Here is a 24,263-nt window from a genome sequence, read left to right on the forward strand (position 1 = left end):
TACCCAATCTATATTCTAAAGATAACGCATACCTAATATAATAATGTGTTTTTTCTGACTGTCTAGATTTGGGTGAAGCTTTTCACGACGATTATTTTTTCAATTACTTGCAGTGGCCGCGTGCGATGGGGGGGCGTTTCTGGAGATGAAATTCTTCAAAAAAACAACACCATCTTGTCGGGGTCTTCTGTTCGTTGAGTGATTGAATATCTTGATTTTTATCAGGCGCTAAAGATCTTTGGGTCAGAAAATTGGCGTGATCAATAGAAATATGAGGCTGCAATTTCTCTATTGAATAAATATCAAATCGAATTTAATTTTGATTCTGATGATTTTACACTCAATTAGTTTTCGGAGATTCAATATTATTTCTATATAAATTAGATAAATGAAGAATAAATGGGCGGTTACATTAGCCGTAAGCCCTGATAGTCATCAGCAGGTTTTTGGGATGAGTATGGAAAAGCGACCACTTACCCTCACGGTCAATGGCGCCATGGTTGGACCGATGGATGTCCCGCTTGGAATGCCTATGGTCGACTTTCTACATGAGTATCTCGACTTGACGGGAACGCATTTCGGATGCGGTCAGGGCATTTGTCACGCCTGTACTGTCATAGAGATAAGGCCTGACGGTACCAAGACCGAAAGCCGTACGTGCATTTACGATGCTCATTTCTTTGACGGCAAATCGATCCTCACGATTGAAGGTCATGCGAAGCGCGACGCGACCGGTGAAATTCTCGCGCTGACGCCCGTCCAACAGGCATTTATCGACCATTTTTCTTTTCAGTGCGGCTATTGCACGCCAGGTTTCGTCGCAGGCGCTACTGTTTTTATCGAGCAGCTCAAACGGCAACCTGTGAAGCGCGGCGATCTGGAAGCTGCGATCGAAGAAGCACTCGACGTCCATATTTGCCGTTGCACGGGTTATGTCCGTTATTTTGAGGCCATCCGCGATGTCGCTTTGGCGACGCCGGGCTGTGTGATCGGCTAGTCGGGGGCGCTGCGGTCGGGGTATGAAACACAAGCGTCTTTATCACTTTGTTGTAGCTGTCGTGTTGATTGTCGTCGCGGGGGGATTGTCGGTATTGTTGGGTGTGTTTCGCGACTCATCCTTGACGCCTGATCTGAAAACAGCCCTTTCGGCGGTGCAGATGCAAGCGCTTGTCCCTCGTGGGCAGGAACTGGAGCGCGCCGCCGATTGTTTCGGCTGCCATTCTCTGCCGGAAGGTCCTATGGCTGCAGGTGGTGTGGCTATAGAAACTCCGTTCGGCACTTTGCATTCGACAAACATTACGCCCGGCCCGACCTACGGTATTGGAAAATATAGCCGGGCGGATTTTCACCGCGTGATGAAGTATGGTGTCGCGCCGGGCCATCGCAATCTCTATCCGGCCATGCCGTTTCTGTTTACCCAGGTGACGACGCCGGACGATATTGACGCGCTATACGCCTATCTGATGACGATACCGCCGATTGCTCTCCCCAATAAGCGCAATAGCGCCATCTTCCGCCTCCCTGTGCGGCCTTTTGTGAATTTCTGGGCGCTGCTCAATTTTCCTAAACGCGAAGCACCACAAAATGATCGGCGTTCAGCGGTCTGGAACCGGGGGGCTTATCTGGTTGAAGGGCTGGCGCATTGTGGCGGATGTCACACGCCGCTCAACCTCATGATGGCGCCCGACTTTGCGCGCAATTTGCAGGGTGGCATATTGGAAGGCATGGTTGCGCCTGACATTACCCAGCCGATGCTGACGCGACAGGGCTTCGATATCCGCGCTTTGAGCCAGTATCTGAAGACGGGCATCGCTCGACAGGGAACGTCGTTCGCTGACATGAACACGGTGACCCATTTTTCCACCAATGTCATGTCCGATGACGATATTCGCGCGATTGCCACTTATCTCCTGACGGACAAGGACGGTAATATTCCGGCAGCAAAGCCAGCACTCCAAGTTTTGCCGCAGGCCGTGACACTGCCCAGGGATAGTACCATGGACGAGGGCCGCATGGCCTATATTTCTGCCTGTGCAGGCTGCCATGGCTTGAAAGGTGAAGGCACACCGAACGTCGCGCCAGCCATGAAAGGCAATGGTATCGTGGCGCTGGATAGGCCGAATGCGTTGATCAACACGATCTTGAACGGCATTGCTACGCAGACATTTACAAACGGGCAGCGCATGTATGCCATGCCCTCCTTTTCCGACACCATGGACGAGAGCGAGATTGCGGCTTTGGTCAGCTGGATGCGCGCGCAATGGGGCGGACAAGGCGGACATCCGGTTACCGGCGGGGAAGTCAAAGCGTTCCAACGTTCTGTTCGATAATTTGCAGAGTTCATTTGACCGTATCATGGATGGCATTCCAGCGCGGTTGATTAAGGAGATAGATATATGGCTGCCGGAATGTCACGCCGTGATTTCATCAAATTGGGCACTTTTGCAGGTATATCCGTCCTCTTTGCGCGTCTTCCGAACGCGCAGGCGCTGGAGGTGCAATCGGGCCCGGCAACGGCTGACTGGATCGGTGCCGACGGCAAGGCGCGTTATCGCTGGGATGCCGTGCGCAAGGTAACCGGCGGAAAGACCTTTGCCCGCGACTATCGCGCGCGCGACATTCCCGGCTGGATCAAGGAACAGGGACAGGCGTTTTTCATCAAGGCGACGAAGGCCGACTGCACTTTCGAAGGCGTGGATCTGTCACTGCTCGGCGATGATCTCCAGCCTGATCGTTTGGTGTTGCACGAAGATCTGGAGCGGGACGGTATTCGAGTCCCACAAGTGTCAGATCTGGCGGAAGAGTTCTTTGGCAGGAATTTTCTCGTCCCAAAAGGCGAAACCCCGCCCTTGCTCGGCCATCCCGTTGCTTTGCTTGTCTACAGCGACTTCGAGCGTTTCGAACTGGCAAAGCGTATGTTGCGGTTTGAAACGGACATCGTGCGCTATGGCGCGCAGACTGGCCCCAAACCGCCTAGGAACTATGGCGCGGCGCGTTATGTGCGCATCGGTGGGGAAACGCCCACATCGCCTTCCGTGTATTCATCCTTCCAGGACGCGACGATTTTCGGCAACTTCAAGGGTGACGAACCCGTATGGCCGGACGAAAGTCAGACAGGCATATTCGTTCCCCGCTCTGTGCAGACCCGGCATCGTGGCGGCGGTGCGCGCAATCCCGAAAAGGTGGGCCGCGAGACCTATGAGCCCATGCGGCGCGGCATGAATGCGGCCCATGAACTGGCCACCGAGATCGACGCGGCGCGGAAGAACCCCGATAAGATCGTTCTTGATCGCAAAGCCTTTTCCCAGTCCGTTGATCCTTCGGCGCTGGAAGCAGACAATGGCAACGCATGGTACGATAAAAAAACGCGAACATTGCATATCATCGCCGCTGTGCAATCGCCTTATGATGCGGCTCGCTTTGCCGCGATGATCGTCAAAGGCAACAAGACCTTTCCGGTCGAAGAGATTAAGCTCCTTTCCGGGACAACAGTGGGCTACGGTTCAAAGGACCACTCTATTTTCCCGCTCTATTGCGTCATGGCCGCTTTTTATGGTGGCGGCAAAGCCGTGCGTCTTGCCAATGATCGCTATGAGCAGTTCCAGCTTGGGCTAAAGCGACACTCCATCCAAATGGATGTGTCCCTCGTTGCCGACCGCAGTACGGGCCAGTTTGAAATTATGAAAGGTCAATATGTCGCCAATGGCGGTGGTCGGGCCAATTACTCTTTTTCGGTGGCACAAGTGGCTGCTACGGCGGCGCAATCGATCTACTATTTGCCCAAGTCGGACTTCAGTTCTATCGCGCTGGCAAGCCGGGCAGTGGAGGCGGGTTCGATGCGCGGCTACGGCGCGCTTCAGGTCATGTCGGTGACCGAGATGATGGTTAATGAGCTGGCGAATGAACTGGGCGTTGATGCCATCGAACTTCGTCGGCGCAATGCCACCAAAGCTGGCTATCTAAACACGCAAGGCGCGCAGCCACTCGGCGACCCACGCAATATCGAAATGCTCGACAAGGCCGCGGCCAACCCGCTCTGGATCAATCGCGCTCACGCCAAGAAGGATTATGATGCGGCGCATCCGGGGCGCCTCTACGGCATCGGCTTCGCACAGGTACAGAAGGACTACGGCACTGGGGCGGACACCTCTGCGCTTGCACTGGAATTCGATGCGCAGGGGCGGTTGACCATGCGGCATTGCGTGCAGGAAATCGGCACCGGTGCCACGACGGCCCAACAGGTTCTGGTGCGTGATATTATCGGCAAGGTGCCGGATGACGTCGAGTTCGGCGTTATTGATTTTCCGCAGCTGCCTATCATTGCCGAACGCTCGCCCTACACGATCTCCCAAGCCCAGCAGGATGAAGCGGAGAAAAACCCGTTCTGGGTGCCTGCCACCTTACCCGCGATGAGCGCCTCCAACAGCGCCTATTTTTTGAGTTTCGGCACGCGCCAGGCGGCACAGTTCCTGCTGGAAAACAGCATTTGGCCGGCTGCCCGCGCGATCTGGAGCGAGGGGCCGGGCGGTGGAGAAATATCGGCGGGCAACATGTCGTTTGCTGATATGCGCGTTGTGTCGGATGGCGTTGCGGGCGGGGGCATGGAAACGCTGTCCTTCGAGCGCATTGCCCGTAAGGCCCATGCTTTGGGACTGATAACAGGCGTGGCGTTGCACTGTTTCAGCCGTTGGGAATGGGCGACGGCACAGTTCAGCATACCCGGCACAGGCATGCGTGAGCTGCCCATTGACGCCTTGGCGGTCCGCTATGGCGACGGAGCGTCCGCCGAGACGAAGCGACGGATGACCACTGGTGGCTATGAATATATCAAACGCAGCAAAGTCAGCTTTCCCCCGGTACAGCGCAACAATGCCGGGGTAACCACCTATGCGCCTGCGTCTTGCCTCGTGGCGTTGAACGTCAACACTTTTACCGGCGCGGTGGAGATTATGCAGCATCACAGCATTCTCGATCCCGGTAAAATCATCGTGCCCGAACTGGTTTCGGGGCAGCAGCAGGGCGGCTTGGCCATGGGGATTGGCCACGCACTTATGGAAGAGCTGCCACTTTATGAAGACGGACCGGGCGATGGAACGTGGAACTTCAACCGCTACACCTTGCCGAGGTCGAAGAATGTCGCTGTCTGGAGGCAGACTGCCGAATATCTAACGCCGCTTTCTGAAACGTCGCCGCCCAAAGGTATAGCGGAGGTGGTGACCATCCCGATCATTCCGGCCATTGGCAATGCCATTGCGCATGCCACGGGCAAACGGTTCTACGAATTTCCGATCACGCCGGAAAAGATCAAGCAGCAACTGGGATAGTGCCGCACATGGACCTGTTCGATATCTCCAGCCCGACAAATGACAGTCAGGATGTTCTTTCGCTGGCGGAAGACTGGTTGCGGATGGGGCGACAGGTGGCGCTTGCTACAGTTGTGCAGACTTGGGGTTCCGCACCACGACGGATGGGCAGTCAACTGATTGTCGACGCCGATGGCTTGTTTCAAGGTTCGGTCTCCGGCGGCTGTGTGGAGGCGGAGGTTCTGGCGAGAGCAGCCGATGTCATCATAACGGGCAAGCCCGACAGGGTCGAATCCGGCGTTGCGGATGAAACGGCGTGGCAGGCGGGATTGTCCTGCGGCGGATCAATCCGCATCTATATCGAGCGCGCCGACCGCAGTTTGCTACAGGCACTCAATGCAGAGCGCCGGGCGCGGCGGGCTGTTGCGGTGCTGACTGACCTGGATACGGGCACAAACTGCCTTATCCGTAAAGGCGGCGAACTTCCGTCCGCATTTCAACCAACCATAGGGCAGAATTTCGCGCGCGGTGTTTCGACCCTTGTGGAAGCGGATGGTAAAGCGCTGTTTTGTAACATGCACCTACCCAATCCGCGTTTTGTCATCATAGGCGCGGTCCACATAGCGCAGGTGCTGGCGCCAATGGCGCGTATGGTTGGTTATGACGTCGAAATCATTGATCCACGCACGGCCTTTGCCACAAGGCAACGCTTTCCTGATTGCATCTTGCACGCGGAATGGCCGCAGGATGTGTTTGCCGCGCATCCGCTTGATGCTTATACGGCGGTGGCGGTCATGAGCCACGATCCGAAGATCGATGACGCCGCGTTGATCGCCGCCTTGCAGGCGGATTGCTTTTATGTCGGCGCTCTGGGCAGCCGCAAAAGCCACGCGAAGCGCCTGCAAAGACTGGAGATGGCGGGCATGGATCGGGCCATGCTGGCGCGCATTGAAGGGCCGATAGGCCTTGCTATCGGCGTAACCAATCCGGCGGAAATTGCGGTTTCCATTCTGGCGCAGCTGATCCAGTCCCTTCGCCAGCCAGAGATGCGGCTGGCCGCCTGAATGTCACTCAAAAACTATAATATGCTCGCAGGTCGTGAGATGGGCGCTTTTTCTTTTCTTGCAGAATTTGTCATCAGAAGTGCTGCTTAATTAAATTGATCAAGCGAGGCTAAGGCCGAACCGAAACTTATGAACCTCCCCTTTCTGTAGTCTTGACAGTTTTCCGATTCCGGCTCTACCTTGAAATCATGCTGAGGCTCAACGCTGAAGCGAGGGGAGGAATTCATGACTAAAGGTTCAATTTTTAATGGGCTGGGTCTAGGTTCAATTTCGCGACGCCAGTTTCTAACGACCAGTGCGGCCGGAGCAGGCGCCCTGTTATTGCCGTCCTTACCGTCTTTTGCAGCTGACAAGCCGAAAATTGGTCTTGTCATGAAATCGCTCGCAAACGAGTTTTTCAAGCAGATGCAGGCGGGTGCGGAAGAATACGCTGCCAAGAATACAGATAAGTTTAGCTTCGCCGCGGTTGGCATGAAAGATGAACGTGATTTTGCCGCGCAGGTTGATGCGGTGGAAAACTTTATCACACAGCAGTTCAATGTGATTGTTTTAGCGCCAGCCGATTCCAAAGCCATGGTCACACCTGTGAAAAAGGCGTTGGAAGCCGGTATTAAGGTCATCAATATCGACGTCGCGCTTGATGAAGAGGCGAAGAAGCAGGCCGGGATTGATCTGGCTTTCTTTGGGCCCGACAATCGCGAAGGCGCAAAATTGTCCGGCATGGCCTTGGCCAAAGAACTGGGCAAGGGCGGCAAGGTGGTTATCCTTGAAGGTAATCCGGAGGCCGATAATGCCAAGGAGCGTAAGAAGGGCTTCGATGATGCTGTAGCCGAAGGCGGCTTGACGCTGCTGGATTCCAAGACCGCGCATTGGGAAACAGAAGAAGCGAATACGCTTATGACGAATTTCCTGACGCAGTATCAGGATATTCAAGGCGTTATGGCGGCTAATGACTCGATGGCTCTTGGCGTTGTGAAAGCGCTGGATGCTGCAGGAAAGTCGGGCCAGATCAAGGTTGTTGGTTTTGACAATATTCCTGCCGTCCAGCCACTGATCAAGGATGGCAAAATGCTGGCCACAATCGACCAATTCGGCGCCCAGATGGCCGCAATGGGTATTGATTATGGCCTTAAGGAGCTGGCGGGTGAAAAATTCTCCGGCTGGGTCAAGACCGATATCAAGCTGATAACGGCCAAGGATCTCTAAAAACTCGCACGATAGCAAGGCCGCAGCGTATCTCTTCGTTGCGGCTTCCCGCTATCAGAGCAGGCAGGAGCAGTCATGCCATCAGCCGACGCGATCTTGAAACTGGATAACGTTGGCAAGATCTTTCCGGGCGTGGTTGCTCTGGACGGTATCGACCTGCAACTGATGCGCGGCGAAACGCATATCATTCTTGGTGAAAACGGTGCAGGTAAGTCGACGCTCATCAAGCTGCTTGCTGGTATCTATCAACCGGATACGGGCGAAATTTTTCTGAATGATCAGGCCTATAAGCCTAAAACGCCTCATGATGCGCAAGTCCAGGGCATTCGGATTGTTCATCAGGAACTCAATCTGCTCCCCCATCTTTCCATCGCAGAAAATTTGATGCTGGAGAGCCTTCCGCGACGCTACAGTCTTGTGGATCGCACAGCGCTAAACAAGCGTGCTACTGAGTTGCTGGACGAGGTTGGTCTGGCCCTAGACCCGCGCGTGCTCGTTTCCGAACTGGGCGTCGCGCAAATGCAATTGGTCGAAATTGCAAAGGCGCTTGGCTATGACAGCAAGCTTCTGGTTCTTGATGAGCCGACGGCGACACTGACCCCACCGGAAATTGAGCGGCTGTTCGCCATTATCGGGAGACTGAAGGCCAGAGGCGTAACGATCATTTACATTTCGCACCGCCTGCATGAAGTCTTCGAAATCGGTGATCGGGTGACTGTGTTGCGCAATGGTCGGTTGGTCGAAACGCGATCATTACAGGGACTGACCGTGCCCCATCTGGTTCGCATGATGATTGGCAGGGATATCGCTGATGAATACGGCTTTGACCCGTCTATCGCGCCGGGTTCCGTCGCTTTGGAGGTTGAGAACGTTACGCGAGCGATGCAAGCTAACGCGGTGTCCTTTACAGTGCGCCGGGGCGAGATTCTTGGTGTGGCGGGTCTGGTGGGATCGGGACGCACGGAAATCATGCGCGCGATCTTTGGCGCAGATCCAAAAGGTGGTGGGCAAATTCGTGTGGACGGCAAGTCTGTTAACATTCGCGATCCCAAGGATGCTGTCAGAAATGGACTAGGGTTCCTGACCGAAGACCGGAAGGGGCAGGGGCTGATGCTCGACATGCCCGTGGACTTAAATGCCACGATCACCGATTTAAAGAAGATTTCGCATGGCGGATTGTTGGACAAAGGGGCGGAAAAAACGGCCGTTACGAAACTGGTTGAACAGCTGCGGATCAAGACGGCGTCGATTGATACGTCAGTGCGCAATCTGTCAGGCGGAAACCAGCAAAAGGTCGTTCTTGCGAAATGGCTGTTTCGCGGTTCTTCCACTCTGATACTGGATGAGCCGACGCGAGGTGTTGATGTTGGTGCGAGGCGCGAAATCTATCAATTACTCTGGATGCTCGCCGCAAATCAGAAAGCGATCATCATGATCTCTTCGGATTTGCCAGAGCTGATCGGTATGTGCCACCGCATTATCGTATTCTCCAACGGCAAGCTGGTGGGAGAGCTGCCCCGGTCGCAATTTGATCAGGAGCGTATTCTCTCACTTGCCTATCAGGAGCATGTTCAAGCATGACAGATAAGCCGTCTATCTCCGAGAAGCCCGTTGCGCCTGATCGCCAGAAGTTGAAGCGTTTCCTGTTGCGAGACGCAGGCGTCTTTCTGGCCCTTTTATTGATCACGCTGGTATTTTCCCTCACCGCGCCCTATTTCGCCACGCCTGGCAACGCATTGAAGATATTCGTTCAGATTGCCATCAACACAGTTCTAGCGGCTGGCATGACTTTCGTTATCCTGACTGGCGGCATTGATCTCTCCGTTGGTTCGGTACTTGCTCTCTGCACGGTCGTTGGTTCGCTCATCATGACGTCGGGTCTGGAGCCGGCCTTATCAATACCGCTTGCCGTATTGGCCTGTATTGCAGTTGGCGGATTTTGCGGGTTCATCAATGGCAAAGTGTCGACTTTCTGGAAGATACCTTCCTTTATCGTGACGCTTGGTATGTTGAATATCGCTGCTGGCGCGGCGCGCGTGGTGTCCAATAACTCAACCATCACCGGACTGCCGCAAGGCTTCGTCGATTTCGGCAATCTCATAATCGGTGGTTTCCTGCCCTCGATCTTTCTTGTTGCAGTGGCCGTGATTTTCGTTGGCTGGTTCATTCTGCGGTTTACCGTCTTTGGGCGCATGATCTATGCAGTCGGGGCCAATGACGAGGCAGTGCGTCTGTCGGGACATAACCCCGACGTCTATAAAATTGCTGCATTTGTTATTTCGGGGGTGACTGCTGGCATCGCCGCAATTGTCTATCTGTTGCGTTTGAATATTGGCAGCCCGATTGCCGGTGTAGGTTATGAATTGAATGCGATTGCAGCGGTCATCATCGGCGGAACCAGCCTTTTCGGAGGAAAAGGCTCCATTGTTGGTACACTCGCTGGCGCATGCATTTTGCAAGTGCTGGCCACCGGCCTGCAGTTGCTCGGTATTGGTGACAATTACAAGCCGATCATCATTGGCGCAGTGATTATACTTGCCGTGATTGTCGATACCTACCGTGAAAGATTGCTGCGACGCATTCGTTGATGCGCCGCAGCGATCCAGTAGGACGGCTATGTTATAGCGATCTCGGCGGCCACTTTCATGGGTGGGCACCGCTTTCGTGCAAGGTTTTCTGGCTTTTTGTGCGACTTTCCCACAAGCCTATACCGAAGAGAATGGCTGTTGTCAGCCATCCAAGGGTGAGTAGATCGGCGCTCTGCCCGAAAGGTGCAATGAGCGCCAACAAGATGACACCCCCGACATGGGAAAGTGGCACGCGGCCATAGACGACATACTTATAGATGGCGCTGCCAATCAAATAGATGGCGGGACCGATTGCTATGACGAGAGTTTCAGCGAGACTGGCATGTTCGGCAGGATGCTCCATGGCAAGATCATTGCCCACGGCGCTCACGATAATACCGAATATCAGGATGGCATGAATATAGTGGAAGTAGGCGCCTATCTTCCCGGGATCACGGGCTTGCGTGATACGCGCGGTGGCGTCTTTGCTTGAGGTGCCAAAATAAAGCCACCACATGGCGATGGTACCGAGAAAAGTGGCGAGCATCGCGGATAGCTCAGCAATGTTCCAGTTTTCTGCACCTGCAAGTGTGGCTCCCGTCGCCAGCAGGCTTTCACCCAGCGCGACAATAACAAAAAGCTGGCAGCGCTCCGCAAGATGCCCGCCCTCGATGGTCCAGTCACTGACCTGCGAACGCCCCATGCCGGGCAAAGCAAAGCCAATCATCGGCGAAACATATTCGCAAAGTGCTGCGACGACCCAAAGGGCCAGTCGCAATTCGCCTTCTGCGAAGGCTCCGCCGATCCAGAAGCAACCGGAGATGACAAGCCAGCCCAGCATTCGCCGGTAATTGGCGGTTAGCGGGTGGTCACTTCCCAATTGCCAGACAATGAAGCCTGTGCGCCCAAGTTGCATTGCAACATAGCAGCCAGCAAAAATAAGACCACTTTTGCCAAATGCGTCCGGTATCGAGGCCGCCATAACCAGCGCCAGCGCCATACAGAAGAACAAAACAAAGCGCAATTTTGGCTGCTCGGGATTAAACCAGTTTGTAACCCAGCAGGTATATTGCCAGCCAAGCCAGACCGCGAACCAGAGAACGAGTGTTTCTAGTGCACTCCAGGCTGTCAGGTGATGAAGCAGCATGTGGCTGAGCTGTGTGACCGCGAAGACATAAACGAGATCGAAGAAAAGCTCCTCATATGTAACATGCGCGTGATGGCCGTCTCGCAGACGCAAAAGTGGGTGAACTGATTGGCTCATGGATTATTCCCCAGAATGTGGAGCATCAGATAATGAGTGCCGAATTCGAAGAGGGCTAAAGGGGACACCCGCCGTAGCGATCAAATGGAATATAGACATATCCGTTCCCCTTTACTCAAAGCGGCACTCGCAATTTTTACATTATCCTAGGTTGTAAAAAGCGGAAATACTTAGGAGATAACTTATTTTTAGCCGACGACATTTTTCAGGCGTTTAATCGGCTCCGACGCGCGATACATACCCTACCCATATGGATGTAGACGGATTGCCGGCTCTTCTTTTGTGACAATTCAAGGCACAATAGCTGTGGAGCAAAGGATCCTTGAGAGCCTCGAGGGCCGGAAGCTGGTGAGGAGAAAGGGTGATGACTGAGCTACGTCCCATATCCAACGAAAATGATAGCCTGAATGCCGGTGGTGTGCAAAACACAGCGTTGGGTACAGCTGCGGGGCATCTGGCACTCGTTCCGACGTGGCTGCCTTTCGATGTCGCATCGAGTACGCCGGGTAGTTCAGCAGGAAGTGGCGGAATGGGACTGAGCGTCGGTGTGATCAGCAGCGATGCTTCCGCTGTTTTCGTGCCCTCCAATACCGCAATCGCTGCGCCGGGCAGTGAAGCTGGCGCTGACCAGTTCAACAATGCCCTGATCAATCAGCATGTTGCTGAAATGGCGGGGATGGGCGGTGATGGGGGAAGCGGCAATGCCGCAATCGGTAGCACGGAAGGGGCTACATCCAACCACGCGGGAAGCGGCGGGGACGGCATCTTTCTGGGCGGGCTTGTCAGCTCCGATGTTGCGGTCTTCGCCCCGGTGAATACGGCGGTCGCGGGTGGGGCTCATTCCGTAGCGTCCGCAAATCAAACCAATACCGCAGCTTTTCTGCAAGGCGCAGATCAAATGGCAGGTATTGGCGGCTCTGGCGGTGATCATAACTATGCCGGGTCCGTATCCGCAACGCCGATACATACCGATACGGGCAGTACCTATGTGTTCACTGGCGACAACCATGCCGGACATGGTGGTATGGGTATTTTCGCAGGTACCATGATCGACGTGAATGTGGCGATCTTCTCGCCTATCAATATCGCCGTCGCCGCTGCTGGCGGCAATGCGGATGCACATCAGACGAATAATGTGATTTTCGATCAGGGTGGTACGCAGATCGCCGGGATTGGCGGTAATGGTGGCGGGTTCAACCTGGCGTCAGATACTATTTTTACGGGCAATTCTGCCGCAGGAGGCGGTGGCGATGGTGTCTCGGCCGGAAGTCTGGTGGATGTGAATGTCGGCTATTTCCATCCGATCAATATTGCGGTTCCAGCTGGCGGAATGGCTGATGCCCAACAGGTAGATCATCTGCTTGTCGACCAGCATCCACTCCAATTGGCTGGCATTGGTGGTGCGGGTGGCCACGACAATTTATCGGATACAAGCCATGATATGCTTGCTCACGATATTCTTGCACTTCTGCATGCATGATCCGCAAAAGCGGACCCACCCTAAAGTAGATATCCGAATTTCCAGCTATTCGCACATGTACAATACGCGCACTCTTTAAGCGCGGTCGGCCATCTGATTTCGTTACGCCAACTTATGGGCGCTTTGGGTGACCAGAACCGGAGTTCAACCGAAACAGGGCAGGGGCCACAACAGGGAGGAATAAAGCGATGCCTATTCCACAAGTATCCGACACAATTCATCTCAGTGACGTGCATGCCGGTGATGCCAATGCCGGTAACGGTGCTGATGGCTATAACTACGGTAATATCAACTACAATCCCAGTGCAGTGGTGGCCAACACCCAAAGCGTGGCAGGTGCTACTGTGGATGTGCACAGCGGCGATTCCCCATGGTTAAGCGCCAGCTGGGACGCAGGCCATGCAGGTCATGGCGGTGGAGCAGACGCAGCCAATGGGTTCCTCGCCAATATCACCAATAACGGTGATGGCGGAGCTGGTGGTGATGCAAACTCCAATGGCAGCCTTGGCTCGTCAAGCGGTGGCAACGTGGGCGCAGCAACTGCCGATACAAGCGCCGTTCAATATACCTCGCTTCTTGCCGATCAGCACGCCACTATTCTTGCAGGCGTTGGCGGTAATGGCGGTAACGGAAACATGGCACGCGGCGGCGATATCTCGGCTGCGCTCGTGCACTCAAATCCGGAAACCCACACCACAACGACGACTACCAATGATATCGCGAGCTTTGTTAATAGCTTCAACGACAATTTTCACGATATTGATCTGAGCCACATGCCGATCTGATCGGCAGCTGGTTTTCACTTGGAACAAGAGAAATTCGATCTGGGAGCAACGGCTTAGGCCGCTGCTCTCCCGTTTTGCCGGACTAGCCCCTAAGCTGAAGATGCGTTGCGAGCATTCGCACCGATTGTGCAAGCCCGGTATGCCAACGGAGATTGGACGATGACGGCGGCATTCGCGCAACCTCGTTATACGGTGACCCCTTTGGTCGCAGCGCTGCGTCGGTGTTACGGTGCCTTTGGTTTGGTGTTTGCCTATAGTTGCGGATACAATATTTTCCTGCTCGCGCCTTCCATCTATCTCCTCCAGATTTATGATCGCGTTCTGTCGAGCCGCAGTGTCGACACCCTGTTGATGCTGACGATCATCATCGCCGTGGCGGTCGTGGTTGGGTCGTTGCTCGATATCGTGCGCCGCGCTGCATTATCACGGATCGGTAGCTGGCTTGATCACCAGTTGCGCCCTATTGTTATGAACGCATCGTTCGAATATGCGGCACGTGCTGACGCTGGAGCCGCCGCAGAACACTATCGCGATCTCTCGGTCTTGCGGCAGTTTCTGGATTCACCCTCCTGCGCATTGTTGTTTGACCTGCCATGGGCTCCGGTTTTTCTCGCATTGCTCTTTCTGGTCCACCCGCTGCTTGGTTTCATCGGACTGGGCAGCGCTGTGGTCTTGCTGTTTTTGGCGATGCTCAACGAGTTTGTGACTCGGGAACTGAACGAACAGGCAAACCTCGCACAGGCGCGAAGCCATTCCCGCTTCACAATGGCCCTGAAATATATAGGCGTTATTCGCGCGATGGGCATGCAGCATGGCGCGGCCCACCTCATCTATCGAGATGCTGAAGCCGTGAGGGCCGCTCAGGACAGTGTGATAAGAAGGACCGAGATTGTTTTGGCATTTTCGAAATCGGTACGCACACTGACGCAGATTGTGATGATGGGTGCGGCGACATGGCTCGTGCTGCAAAACAACAGCAATCCCGGAATTATTTTTGTTGCTAGTCTGCTTCTCGGGCGTGGGCTGGCGCCGGTTGAGGGAGCGATTGGGGCCTGGCGGGCGCTGGCTTTTGTTCGCGGCGCGTTCAGTCGCCTGAACCGGATTCTAACACTCATTGTTCCCGGAGAGGACAGGCGAACCATTCTTGTGCCAGAACCCAAGGGCCAGCTGGTCGTCGATAATGTTGGCTATCGGTTGCCGTCATCGGATCGTTTCATTTTGCGAGGCGTATCGTTTCAAGTGGCGGCGGGCGATTGCGTGGCGCTAATCGGTCCCTCTGGCTCGGGCAAATCCACACTTGGGCGAATTTTGGCGGGTGTTTCACGGCCGACATGTGGATGTGCCCTTTTGGGCGGAATCGACATTTCCTTGCTTCGCCATTGCGACAATGCCCGTCACATTGGCTATCTTCCACAGGACATCGAGCTTTTCGGCGGTGCGATCAAGGATGTTATTGGCCGGCTTGATGGTTCGGACCCACAAAAGGTGATCGACGCCGCAAAACTGGTTGGGCTGCATGAGGCGATCATGCGGTTGCCGCAGGGCTATGAGACGGATATCGGCGAAGGGGGGGCTCTTCTCCTCCGGGCGCAGCGCCAGCAATTGGGATTAGCGCGCGCTGCCTACGGAAACCCGCCTCTTGTGGTGCTCGACGATCCGAATTCAAGTCTCGACTATGAAGGCGAGCGCCTGTTGTTTGACGCGATTGAGCGCATGAAATGCAGGCAGATTACAATTGTCATCATCACCCATCGAATGGGCATATTGCCCGTGACGGACAAGATCGCGGTGATGCGGGATGGTATGGTCAGCGCCTTTGGTGATAGCGAGAAAATTTTCGATGCTTTCCTTCGCGTTCCCGCGAAAACTGGACCATGAAGGAGCATTGCAATGGCACTGGTCCATCTTGATGTTCCATTGAGGGTGGCAAACGCTTTCAAATCCTATCTGGCGCCGGTTGCGCAGCAGCTGATGTTGTGGCGGCTGGCGTCTCCGCCGATACGTGTACATCAACGCAACACATTGCCAGCACCATTGACCTCCCGACCAAGGCTGCGCGGGGTTGCCTGGACAGGAAATATGCTGGTTTTGACGTTCTTAGCCGGGTTTGGATTATGGGCAATGCTGGCGCCGCTCAAAAGTGCGGCGGTCGCGGTGGGCATCGTCGAGGCGGAGACCAGTCGTAAAACCATTCAGCATCTGGAAGGTGGCATTGTCCAGCAGATTTATGTCCACAATGGAGATCTGGTTTCTTCCGGGCAGGTGTTGATCAAGCTTGATGATACCAAGCCGAGGACGGAGCTTGTCGGCGTGCAGGGTCAATTGTGGGATGCTGAGGCAAGCCGTGCACGGCTGGTCGCGGAGCAGGGAAATGAGACAGAACTCGTGTTTCCGTCTGAGTTGGTGCGACTTGTCTCGAAAAACCCGGCGGTAAACGCGATTGTGGTGGGGCAGCGTAGAATCTTTGAAGCACGGCGCGATGTCTACCAATCTGAAATCGCCATCACGCATGAAAAAATGGAGCAGGTGAAGCAGGAGATCACCGGTCTGGTAGCCCAAAAACTGGCGCTGTCGTCGCGGGTGGAAATTACACGTCAGCAGTTGGACATGATTGATCCTTTGGTCAAGAAAGGTCTTGAACGCAAAACGAGCCTGCTGAACCTCGCGCGGGAAAAAGCGGACCTTGATGGACAATTTGGAGAAACGACGGCTCAGATTTCCCGCGCTTATCAGGTTATCAATGAGGCGCAGGCCAATCTCATCAAGCTGGAAAGCGACCGGCAAAATGAGATTGCAAAGGAACTGCGTGATACTGAAAACCAGCTGTTTCTGTTGAACGAACGATATCGCGCCATTGATGATCAGTTGAACCGCACGGCGATCAAGGCACCAGAGACGGGAATTGTCATGGATCTACGCATTCATACGACAGGCGGAGTGATTGGGGCAGGTGAACCGTTGCTCGATCTGGTGCCGCAGAATGGTAATATGGTCGTGTCCGCCCATATCAGACCTGAAGATATCCATCTTGTGCATCCGGGTCTGAATGCGCAGGTGCACCTGTTGCCCTATGATCAACGGCGCGTGCCGCTTTTAAAAGGGAAGGTCACTTATGTTTCTGCTGATCGCCTGTTGGATAAAGTAACGGGTCAGCCCTTCTATGCCGCAACGATCCGTGTCACCGATGATGAGCTGATGCAGGCAGGGGACATAGAAATGATCCCCGGAATGCCGGTTCAAGCTTTGATCGAGACTGGCGAGAGCAGCGTCGCTCTTTACGCTGTCAGGCCGTTGCTGGATAGTTTCCATAGGGCTTTTCGGGAGAACTGAACGCCGTTGACCTATTGCACCGTGTTGATGCCAGGAGAGTTTCTTGAGCCAAGCAGAAGCACCACCTCTGTTCTGTTCTGCACGCGCAACTTGCGCATGATGTGTTGCAGATGCATCTTCACGGTATTGCCCGACATGTTGAGCTTTTCCGCAATAATCTTGTTTGAATGGCCGCGCTGAAGTTCGGTAAGTACATCGACTTCCCGCGGTGTAAAACCCGCTATGGTTGCCTGTCTGGGAGTGGGGTTCATGGTTTCATTGTCATCGACATTTTGTTCTTCCAGAGCTGACTTGCCGGTGATGGAGATTGTCCGCTGGATGCTGGCCTGTGCGCCCAGCGGATGCGGACAGAATACTCCGCCCGCGAGCACCAACCGCACACCTGCCAATGCAATTTCTATTGGAAGGGACGATGTGAAGAAGCCTCGCACTCCCATTTTGATCGCTTCCGACTCCATGACGATATCGTCCCGGTTGGAAAGCAAGGCAATGGAGGCTGCCGGGAAATGGGTTTGAGCCGCCAACAAATCTTCCAGCAGGGTTGGGTTATCGATTGCCCGCCCCGCCAGATCCAGGGCGATGAGCGCGACATCCCTTCCAATTGCCTTGGCCAACTCGGCTGTAGAAGCCATATCGATAAAATCCCACCCGGCGAGTTCGTGAGCGAGGAATTTAACGACACATGTGCGTGCAAGCGTATGTTTGGCCACAATGATCATGGTCGGAAGGCTGCGTATTCTGCGCTGCTTTTTCTCAAGATCGGTTGACACTACAGGCTCCGCTTCTCCAATGACCGGAGGTCTTTTCCATCACTCACGAGATTGATCGAATGCTGGATAATGTCGGAATAAAGCAGGTTCACATTGCGTTCTGAGTGAACGAAATTAACGCCATATCTTAACACAAGAGGGGGAAGCCGGATTTAAGCAATTTCCGGTTCATGCTATATAATTGGATTTATCACTTCCTAACTTATTGTGTTGATTTGGATTAATTCATCCATCGCTTTTCAACGGCATCTGAACGTGGACAGCATCAATGGAACTGGCGCGAATGCGTGCAACCTGACGATATGCGCGCGGTGTCAGGCCAGTTTCCATCCGGAAATAGCGATTGAAGTTGGACAGATTGTTGAAGCCTGCTTCAAAGCAGATATCCGTCACCGGCTTTTCTGTTTCAGTCAGGAGCGTGCGCGCGCGCCACACCCGCACAGACCGGCTGTAATCGGAAAAAGCCAACCCTGTCAGTCGTTTGAAGGCTCGCGAAAAAGCGGAAGACTCCAGCCCCACAGCTGCCGCTACATCCTGCATCTGCATTGAGGGTGTGGATTGCAGCAACTGTATCGCTTTATCGATGCGACGGTGGCGCTTGTCCGAATTCTCGTTGTAGGACGAGACGAAATGCGAACTGGCCAGAAGGCGTTTTTCCGGGGCGGCTTCAATGGCTTGCAGGATTTCGATAAACAAGCCCAATCCGCTGCTACTCCCCTTCTTGTTCAGATCGAGAATCATCTGACCAATCCGCGCCGCCGCCGCCCCCATTACTTCGATGCCTTGCATCGAAAGAGGCTTCAAACGATGAAGCACATCGAATTCCGGGCAGATAGCGCGAACTCCTATCAGTGCATCGGCATCGAATTGCAACACCAGATCGCGTCCGGGAAGGTCAGTCGCCCCGGGCGTAATCCAGTTATGCGGCAGGTTGGTTCCCGTCAGCACCAGATGGCCGGGCGCAAAGGAGCCGACATAATCACCGACATAAGCGAGGCCTTTGGCGTCTGGGATATAGTGGATTTCCCATTCGGGATGATAATTCCAGATACAAATCGCAATCGGATAGTCATCGCGCCGGATGAGATAGGATTTTCCCTCGGGCAGATGAATCCTTTCGCGTGTCGCCGCAAAGGCATTCGGTGTCTGCAGTGGTTCTTTCGATGGAATTGACATGTCTGATCGGAAATAATCCCTATATTTTGTCATAATAGTATCAGTTGATGTCGAAAAGCAATCTAGTGCTTTCGCTGATGTTCTATGAAATTTCACGTGTCAGGCGCTTATCAAAAGCGTCTTATGGGGAGGATGTCAATGAAACGTGCTATTTTTGGCTCGGGCGTCGCATTGGTTGCGCTCGTCGCTGCTTCCAACAGTTTTGCCGCAGCCGTATGTGAGAAAGACCTGCGCATTCTCGCGCAGCCACGCGACGGCTTGACCCTTCTTGAAAAAGAAGTCGATGAGTTCGAGACGCTTTCGGGCGCTGGTTTCGAGATCAGTTATCTGAATGAAAATGACCGCCGCGCCAAGTCACAGGCCGATGCCTCGACCGTTGGCAGCTACAACGTCTATTACGTGGATGAAGCCAATTTGGCCCTGTTCGCATCGTCGGGCTGGATTGTGCCGCTCGAAGGCTTCTATCCGAAGGAATACGACTACAACGATTTCGATGCCGGTATGCGCGCTGCTGCGACTTACGATGGCAAGCAGTGGTTTGCTCCGATTCAAGGCGGCGGCGACCTTCTTGTTTATCGCACCGATCTTCTGGAGAAGGCGGGTATTCAACCACCGAAGACCTGGGACGAATATAAGGCTGCAGTTGCCAAGCTGCACGATCCCCAGAACGGTGTTTATGGCACGGCATTGCGCGGACAGCGCGGTTCAGGCGCCAATGTTTGGCGCTGGATGCCTTTGTTCAAAGCGCTTGGAGGCGAGTGGTACAAGGACGGCAAGCCGGCATTCAATTCCGACGCGGCTGTAAAGGCGACACAGGAATATCTGGATCTGTTTAAATATTCTGCGCCCGGCACACAGACCGGTTCGTGGGATGAATCCACCGGCGCGTTTCGCGCGGGTAAAGTGGCAATCCTGATCGAATCCGCTCCGCTGGGGGGCATGTCCGTCGATAAGGCGCAAAGCCAGGTCGCCGACAAGGTCGGCTTCTCTGTGCCGCCGACACCTCTTCCAGGTGCGGGCTATGCACATGGCTTTGCCATTGCCTCCAAAGCGAACGCAACGGATGCAGACAAGGCATGTGCAGGGCTGTTCGTGGCGTGGGCCACATCGAAGGAACAGGAAGCGCGGCGTCTTGCTGCCGGTCAACCGGGCGAATTGACCCGCACCAGCACGTTCCAGAGCTCCGAATATGCCAGGACTTTTGGCCAGAATCTTTCCGATGCCATGGCTGCTACCGGAGAGCGAACGCAGGTTACCTTCTGGCAGGATCCGCGTTGGCAGGAGCTGGGTAACCAGTGGGGTATCATGTTGGAAGAGCTGATCACCGGTAGCCGCACCGACATCAAGGGCGCGCTTAACGATCTTGAGGCCTTCGCAAACAAACTCTGATCGCTTTGCCAAAACGCTTGTCCCGGACACACTTGGGAGAGTGTGTCCGGTGTCACCGACTTTTCATTCTATGCTGCTTTTCCCTGTCCGCAATAAGCGGCCAAGGCAGGGAACCGCTTTCGGTCAAGGACTGTTTCATGAAACGTGGACGATCTCTGCCCTTCGTCTTTCTGGGGCCGCCACTGATTATCCTGATGGTGCTGGCGCTTGTGCCAACTTTGTTCGCCATCAATATCTCGCTCCAGAACCGCACCCTTTCACAAGGTGTGGCGCAATATATCTGGTTTGAAAACTATGTGGCGCTCTTCAGCGATCCGCGCTTTTTGAATGCCCTGTGGGTATCGCTCAAATGGGAAGTGCTGACCGTGGCGCTGACCATGCTCGTTGGTGTCGGTTTGGGCATTGCCATGTTCGAAGCCGCCAGCACGCGAATGCGCACTATATTGTGCATCCTGTTCATCATACCTGTTCTGCTGCCGCGCGTCTGTGCCGCCTTCGTTTGGAAATTTGCGTTCCATCCCCTCTATGGCGCGCTGACCTGGCCTGTGAGGGAGCTGACCGGCGCTACGCCCGATGTCCTCTCCACTCCGTGGGGTGCGCTCCTGACAGTGGCATTCGTCGATGTCTGGCAGTGGGGCCTGTTTTTCGCGGTCATCGTGTTGAAGCTTTTGGAGGTTTTGCCGCCGCAACCCATCGAGGCTGCACGGATCGACAAGGCGACGCGTTGGGAGATCCATCGATACATCACGATACCAATGCTCAAAGTGCCACTGATAAGCCTGTTGCTCGTCAAGGCGATCGAGAGCCTGCGTTCTTTCGATCTCGTTTATGTCATGACGCGGGGTGGGCCGGGCATCTCGACCGAAACGCTCGACATGTACGCCTATTCGCAAGGCTTTATCGAGTCCGGCAAGATTTCCTACGCGTCCTCCATGGCTGTCATCATGATGGTTCTGACAATCGTCGTATTCACCGTCGCATGGAAGAGGCTGAACCGATGAAGATTTCTACACTCTTCCTGCGTGCCCTTCTGTTGCTTGCGGCCGCCTTGGTGGTGTTACCGCTTCTCTGGACGCTTCTTAACGCCTTCAAGACCAATGCAGATCTGCTGGTGAGTACGCCGAAACTGGTGTTCCAGCCGGTCTGGGACAATATGAGTTACGTGCTCAACCGCCGCTCGGTGGCACGCGCGTTGACCAATTCGGTCATCATCTGCTCGTCCGCAGTTGTCATCGGTGCGCTTTTGGGCGTGCCAGCAGCCTATGTGATTGCGCGTTACAAAAACCGGATAACCGCTGAGGCGCAGTTCTTCGTATTATCGCTGCGCTTTCTACCGCCGGTGGCTGTGGCTATCCCGATGCTTGTCATCTGGCTCGGTCTTGGCCTCTATGATACTCGTCTGTCGTTGATCGTGACCTATCTGATCACCACGGCCTCAATCACGATATGGCTTTCAGTTCCGGCTTTTGAGCGCGTCAGTCTTCATGTTGAAGAAGCCGCGCGTGTCGATGGCCTTGGCCGTTACGCAACGTTTTTTCGCGTTGCCTTGCCGATTGCGCGGTTCCAGATATTCGGTGCCATAGCTTTCGCATTCGTGCTCGTCTGGAACGAGTTTTTGCTGGCCATGATGCTTACCACCTCAAATGCGAAGACGCTGCCGATCATCGCTTCGGAAATGTCTCAGCTTGGCATGAATGTTCCATGGGGCATTCTCAACGCCGCTGTCGTCTTGCTCTCCCTGCCACCGCTTATCCTCCTCGGATTGCTTGCCGGTGGTCTCAATGCAGCTTTTTCCAAGAAACAAAATCAGGACTGACCAAATGAAAGCACTTGTTCTGGAGCGCGTCGGCGAACTCAATCTGCGGGATATCGATCTTCCAACCGAAATGGGAGCGGATGATGTACGCATCAAGCTCCACACGGTCGGTGTTTGCGGCAGTGACGTACACTATTACACCCATGGTCGCATTGGTGATTTCGTGGTCAACGAACCGATGGTACTCGGTCACGAGGCTGCGGGTACGGTCATTGAGGTTGGAGCCAATGTATCTCATCTCAAGCCCGGTGATCGCGTTTGCATGGAACCGGGTATTCCCGACCCGCTGTCGCGTCCGTCCAAGCTTGGCATCTACAATGTCGATCCAGCGGTTCGCTTCTGGGCCACGCCGCCAATCCACGGCGTTCTGTGCCCTGTTACGGTGCATCCGGCCAATTTCACCTACAAGCTGCCGGACAATGTCTCTTTTGCAGAGGGGGCGATGGTCGAGCCTTTCGCCGTTGGTATGCAGGCTGCAACACGCGCGCGCATTTCCCCCGGCGATACGGCGGTGGTCACCGGTTGCGGCACCATCGGCATCATGGTGGCGTTGGCAGCGCTGGCAGGCGGCTGCTCCCGCGTGTTGATTTCCGATCTGTCGGAAGCGAAGTTGGAGCTCGCGGAGACTTATGCGGGCATTACCGGCATCAATCTGCGCGAAGTGAACATCTTGGATGCCGTGAATGAGGCCACCGAAAACTGGGGTGCCGATATCGTCTTCGAATGCTCCGGTGCTCCGGCGGCAATTCGTGATCTGTTCAAGATTGTCCGTCCCGGCGGCACGGTTGTGCTGGTCGGTCTTCCGCCGGAACCGGTCCTGTTCGACGTGTCCGGTGCGACTGCCCGTGAATGCCGCATCGAAACAGTGTTCCGCTATGCCAATGTTTTCGACCGGGCGCTTGCGTTGATCGCTGCGGGCAAAGTTGATCTCAAGCCGCTGGTGTCCGGTACCTTCACTTTCGATGAATCAATTACCGCATTCGTGCGTGCCGCCGAAGGTCGCCCAACGGATGTGAAACTTCAGATCATTCTCGATACGGAGTTAGGTTGATGGCTACAGTCGAATGTCGGTCAATCCGTAAGGTCTATGGCACCCATGAGGTGATCGGGAACTTCAATCTGAGTATTCGCGATCATGAGTTCGTCGTGTTCCTTGGCCCCTCCGGTTGCGGGAAATCCACATTGTTGCGCATGGTGGCAGGGCTCGAAGACATCACCGGCGGTGATCTTCTGATCGGCGATCAACGCGTGAACGACCGCGATCCCGGTGATCGCGGTATCGCCATGGTGTTCCAGAACTATGCGCTCTATCCGCATATGTCGGTACGTGAAAACATCTCGTTCGGACTGGAACGCGCAGGCGTTGGCAAAAACGCCATCGACGAGCGCCTGGCTCCAGTTGTCGAGGCGCTTGGGCTACAACCCTATCTCGCGCGCAAACCGACGGAGCTTTCCGGTGGTCAGCAGCAACGCGTGGCCATTGCACGCGCCATGATCAAGACGCCGGACGTCTTTCTGTTTGACGAACCTTTGTCGAACCTCGATGCCAAATTGCGAGGCAGTCTGCGCGTTGAAATCGCGCGGCTTCACCGCGATCTGAAAACCACCAGTATCTATGTCACCCACGACCAGCTTGAAGCCATGACCCTGGCTGACCGCATTGTCCTGATGAAGGATGGTCACATCGAGCAGATGGGCACGCCGGAGGAAATCTATCATAAGCCTGCAACCCTGTTTGCAGCAGGTTTCATTGGCACACCCAACATGAATTTCTTCCAGATGCGTGCCGCCGATGGAATGCTTGGTGATGGAACGCTTCGCCTTGAAGCGCCATTCTCGGTTCAGCCGGAGAATGTCACGGTTGGTATCCGTCCCGGCGCGTTTCGGCTCAACGATACCGGCGGTGTGTTCCGAGGGCAGGTGGAGCGCAATGAGTTTCATGGCGAAACACGATTAGTGACATTGCGAACGGGGCTGCATGAATTCAACATCACAGTTCCATCCGCCGTGCGCCTGAGCGAAGGACAAACTGTCGGTGTCGACGTTGATGCAACTGACCTGCACATCTTCGACACAGCGACGGGACAACGTGTTGTAGCAGCATAGAGTGATA

Annotated in this window: 19 protein-coding genes; 16 read left to right on the plus strand and 3 right to left on the minus strand. The window is 54.6% G+C overall.

Features of this window, described 5'->3' with window-relative positions:
* Positions 1-451: 451 nt before the first annotated feature.
* The 7 genes from FHW00_RS16565 (at position 452) to FHW00_RS16595 (ending at position 10,161) form a co-directional block, all read left to right on the plus strand.
* Complete coding sequence (locus FHW00_RS16565) at positions 452-997, plus strand: (2Fe-2S)-binding protein (protein ID WP_078337328.1); 546 nt, start codon at positions 452-454, stop codon at positions 995-997.
* A 22-nt stretch (positions 998-1,019) separates the two neighbouring features.
* Positions 1,020-2,330, plus strand: a complete 1,311-nt coding sequence (locus tag FHW00_RS16570) for a cytochrome c (protein ID WP_078337327.1) — start codon at positions 1,020-1,022, stop codon at positions 2,328-2,330.
* A 66-nt stretch (positions 2,331-2,396) separates the two neighbouring features.
* On the plus strand, positions 2,397-5,324 hold the full coding sequence (locus tag FHW00_RS16575; RefSeq protein ID WP_078337325.1) for a xanthine dehydrogenase family protein molybdopterin-binding subunit: 2,928 nt from the start codon (positions 2,397-2,399) through the stop codon (positions 5,322-5,324).
* An 8-nt stretch (positions 5,325-5,332) separates the two neighbouring features.
* The gene (locus tag FHW00_RS16580) at positions 5,333-6,367 is read left to right on the plus strand and encodes an XdhC family protein (RefSeq protein WP_078337324.1); all 1,035 of its coding nucleotides are present in this window, start codon (positions 5,333-5,335) and stop codon (positions 6,365-6,367) included.
* Positions 6,368-6,592: 225 nt separating this feature from the next.
* A complete protein-coding gene (locus FHW00_RS16585; protein ID WP_078337323.1) occupies positions 6,593-7,573 on the plus strand; it encodes a sugar ABC transporter substrate-binding protein in 981 nt (326 codons plus the stop codon).
* Between the two features lie 75 nt (positions 7,574-7,648).
* Positions 7,649-9,154 carry a sugar ABC transporter ATP-binding protein gene (locus FHW00_RS16590; RefSeq protein WP_078337322.1) on the plus strand — a complete coding sequence of 502 codons (1,506 nt, stop codon included), beginning with the start codon at positions 7,649-7,651 and terminating at the stop codon, positions 9,152-9,154.
* Positions 9,151-10,161, plus strand: a complete 1,011-nt coding sequence (locus FHW00_RS16595) for an ABC transporter permease (protein ID WP_078337321.1) — start codon at positions 9,151-9,153, stop codon at positions 10,159-10,161. The genes FHW00_RS16590 and FHW00_RS16595 overlap by 4 nt, the downstream gene beginning before the upstream one ends.
* 55 nt (positions 10,162-10,216) lie before the next feature.
* On the opposite strand, the gene FHW00_RS16600 is transcribed toward FHW00_RS16595, so the two are convergent.
* Positions 10,217-11,404 (minus strand): low temperature requirement protein A, encoded by a 1,188-nt coding sequence (locus FHW00_RS16600; RefSeq protein WP_078337320.1) that lies wholly within the window; start codon positions 11,402-11,404, stop codon positions 10,217-10,219.
* Positions 11,405-11,768: 364 nt separating this feature from the next.
* Here FHW00_RS16600 and FHW00_RS16605 point away from each other — a divergent pair, with 364 nt between their 5' ends.
* From FHW00_RS16605 to FHW00_RS16620, 4 genes are all read left to right on the plus strand, one after another.
* Positions 11,769-12,884 carry a hypothetical protein gene (locus FHW00_RS16605; RefSeq protein WP_078337319.1) on the plus strand — a complete coding sequence of 372 codons (1,116 nt, stop codon included), beginning with the start codon at positions 11,769-11,771 and terminating at the stop codon, positions 12,882-12,884.
* 188 nt (positions 12,885-13,072) lie between these two features.
* A complete protein-coding gene (locus FHW00_RS16610) occupies positions 13,073-13,669 on the plus strand; it encodes a PE-PGRS family protein (RefSeq protein ID WP_078337318.1) in 597 nt (198 codons plus the stop codon).
* 159 nt (positions 13,670-13,828) lie between these two features.
* Positions 13,829-15,547, plus strand: a complete 1,719-nt coding sequence (locus FHW00_RS16615; RefSeq protein WP_078337317.1) for a type I secretion system permease/ATPase — start codon at positions 13,829-13,831, stop codon at positions 15,545-15,547.
* A 12-nt stretch (positions 15,548-15,559) separates the two neighbouring features.
* Entirely contained in the window at positions 15,560-16,999 is a 1,440-nt protein-coding gene (locus FHW00_RS16620; protein ID WP_078337316.1) for an HlyD family type I secretion periplasmic adaptor subunit, read from the plus strand.
* An 11-nt stretch (positions 17,000-17,010) separates the two neighbouring features.
* Here the strand turns inward: FHW00_RS16620 and FHW00_RS16625 are convergent, their stop codons facing one another.
* On the minus strand, positions 17,011-17,718 hold the full coding sequence (locus FHW00_RS16625) for a response regulator transcription factor (RefSeq protein WP_078337485.1): 708 nt from the start codon (positions 17,716-17,718) through the stop codon (positions 17,011-17,013).
* A 276-nt stretch (positions 17,719-17,994) separates the two neighbouring features.
* Entirely contained in the window at positions 17,995-18,945 is a 951-nt protein-coding gene (locus FHW00_RS16630) for an AraC family transcriptional regulator (protein ID WP_078337315.1), read from the minus strand.
* A 138-nt stretch (positions 18,946-19,083) separates the two neighbouring features.
* Here FHW00_RS16630 and FHW00_RS16635 point away from each other — a divergent pair, with 138 nt between their 5' ends.
* From FHW00_RS16635 to FHW00_RS16655, 5 genes are all read left to right on the plus strand, one after another.
* Positions 19,084-20,334: an ABC transporter substrate-binding protein gene (locus tag FHW00_RS16635; protein WP_078337314.1), complete on the plus strand. Its 1,251-nt coding sequence runs from the start codon at positions 19,084-19,086 to the stop codon at positions 20,332-20,334.
* Between the two features lie 137 nt (positions 20,335-20,471).
* Positions 20,472-21,335, plus strand: coding sequence for a carbohydrate ABC transporter permease (locus FHW00_RS16640; protein WP_078337313.1), 864 nt, complete (start codon positions 20,472-20,474; stop codon positions 21,333-21,335).
* Positions 21,332-22,150 carry a carbohydrate ABC transporter permease gene (locus FHW00_RS16645; RefSeq protein WP_078337312.1) on the plus strand — a complete coding sequence of 273 codons (819 nt, stop codon included), beginning with the start codon at positions 21,332-21,334 and terminating at the stop codon, positions 22,148-22,150. Before FHW00_RS16640 ends, FHW00_RS16645 begins: the two co-directional genes overlap by 4 nt.
* A gap of 4 nt (positions 22,151-22,154) precedes the next feature.
* Positions 22,155-23,201: an NAD(P)-dependent alcohol dehydrogenase gene (locus FHW00_RS16650; protein ID WP_078337311.1), complete on the plus strand. Its 1,047-nt coding sequence runs from the start codon at positions 22,155-22,157 to the stop codon at positions 23,199-23,201.
* Entirely contained in the window at positions 23,201-24,256 is a 1,056-nt protein-coding gene (locus FHW00_RS16655; RefSeq protein WP_078337310.1) for an ABC transporter ATP-binding protein, read from the plus strand. Before FHW00_RS16650 ends, FHW00_RS16655 begins: the two co-directional genes overlap by 1 nt.
* Positions 24,257-24,263 lie beyond the last annotated feature (7 nt).

This window comes from Ochrobactrum sp. P6BSIII, from assembly GCF_014138065.1.
Classification (GTDB): Bacteria; Pseudomonadota; Alphaproteobacteria; order Rhizobiales; family Rhizobiaceae; genus Brucella.

What these genes read in the sequence shown, in the direction of transcription:
- FHW00_RS16655 (WP_078337310.1), top strand. Translation starts at nt 23,201, where the DNA reads ATGGCTACAGTCGAATGTCGGTCAATCCGTAAGGTCTATGGCACCCAT.
- FHW00_RS16610 (WP_078337318.1), top strand. Translation starts at nt 13,073, where the DNA reads ATGCCTATTCCACAAGTATCCGACACAATTCATCTCAGTGACGTGCAT.
- FHW00_RS16620 (WP_078337316.1), top strand. Translation starts at nt 15,560, where the DNA reads ATGGCACTGGTCCATCTTGATGTTCCATTGAGGGTGGCAAACGCTTTC.
- FHW00_RS16635 (WP_078337314.1), top strand. Translation starts at nt 19,084, where the DNA reads ATGAAACGTGCTATTTTTGGCTCGGGCGTCGCATTGGTTGCGCTCGTC.
- FHW00_RS16605 (WP_078337319.1), top strand. Translation starts at nt 11,769, where the DNA reads ATGACTGAGCTACGTCCCATATCCAACGAAAATGATAGCCTGAATGCC.
- FHW00_RS16640 (WP_078337313.1), top strand. Translation starts at nt 20,472, where the DNA reads ATGAAACGTGGACGATCTCTGCCCTTCGTCTTTCTGGGGCCGCCACTG.
- FHW00_RS16585 (WP_078337323.1), top strand. Translation starts at nt 6,593, where the DNA reads ATGACTAAAGGTTCAATTTTTAATGGGCTGGGTCTAGGTTCAATTTCG.
- FHW00_RS16615 (WP_078337317.1), top strand. Translation starts at nt 13,829, where the DNA reads ATGACGGCGGCATTCGCGCAACCTCGTTATACGGTGACCCCTTTGGTC.
- FHW00_RS16595 (WP_078337321.1), top strand. Translation starts at nt 9,151, where the DNA reads ATGACAGATAAGCCGTCTATCTCCGAGAAGCCCGTTGCGCCTGATCGC.
- FHW00_RS16650 (WP_078337311.1), top strand. Translation starts at nt 22,155, where the DNA reads ATGAAAGCACTTGTTCTGGAGCGCGTCGGCGAACTCAATCTGCGGGAT.
- FHW00_RS16565 (WP_078337328.1), top strand. Translation starts at nt 452, where the DNA reads ATGAGTATGGAAAAGCGACCACTTACCCTCACGGTCAATGGCGCCATG.
- FHW00_RS16645 (WP_078337312.1), top strand. Translation starts at nt 21,332, where the DNA reads ATGAAGATTTCTACACTCTTCCTGCGTGCCCTTCTGTTGCTTGCGGCC.
- FHW00_RS16570 (WP_078337327.1), top strand. Translation starts at nt 1,020, where the DNA reads ATGAAACACAAGCGTCTTTATCACTTTGTTGTAGCTGTCGTGTTGATT.
- FHW00_RS16580 (WP_078337324.1), top strand. Translation starts at nt 5,333, where the DNA reads ATGGACCTGTTCGATATCTCCAGCCCGACAAATGACAGTCAGGATGTT.
- FHW00_RS16600 (WP_078337320.1), bottom strand. Translation starts at nt 11,404, where the DNA reads ATGAGCCAATCAGTTCACCCACTTTTGCGTCTGCGAGACGGCCATCAC.
- FHW00_RS16575 (WP_078337325.1), top strand. Translation starts at nt 2,397, where the DNA reads ATGGCTGCCGGAATGTCACGCCGTGATTTCATCAAATTGGGCACTTTT.
- FHW00_RS16630 (WP_078337315.1), bottom strand. Translation starts at nt 18,945, where the DNA reads ATGTCAATTCCATCGAAAGAACCACTGCAGACACCGAATGCCTTTGCG.
- FHW00_RS16625 (WP_078337485.1), bottom strand. Translation starts at nt 17,718, where the DNA reads ATGATCATTGTGGCCAAACATACGCTTGCACGCACATGTGTCGTTAAA.
- FHW00_RS16590 (WP_078337322.1), top strand. Translation starts at nt 7,649, where the DNA reads ATGCCATCAGCCGACGCGATCTTGAAACTGGATAACGTTGGCAAGATC.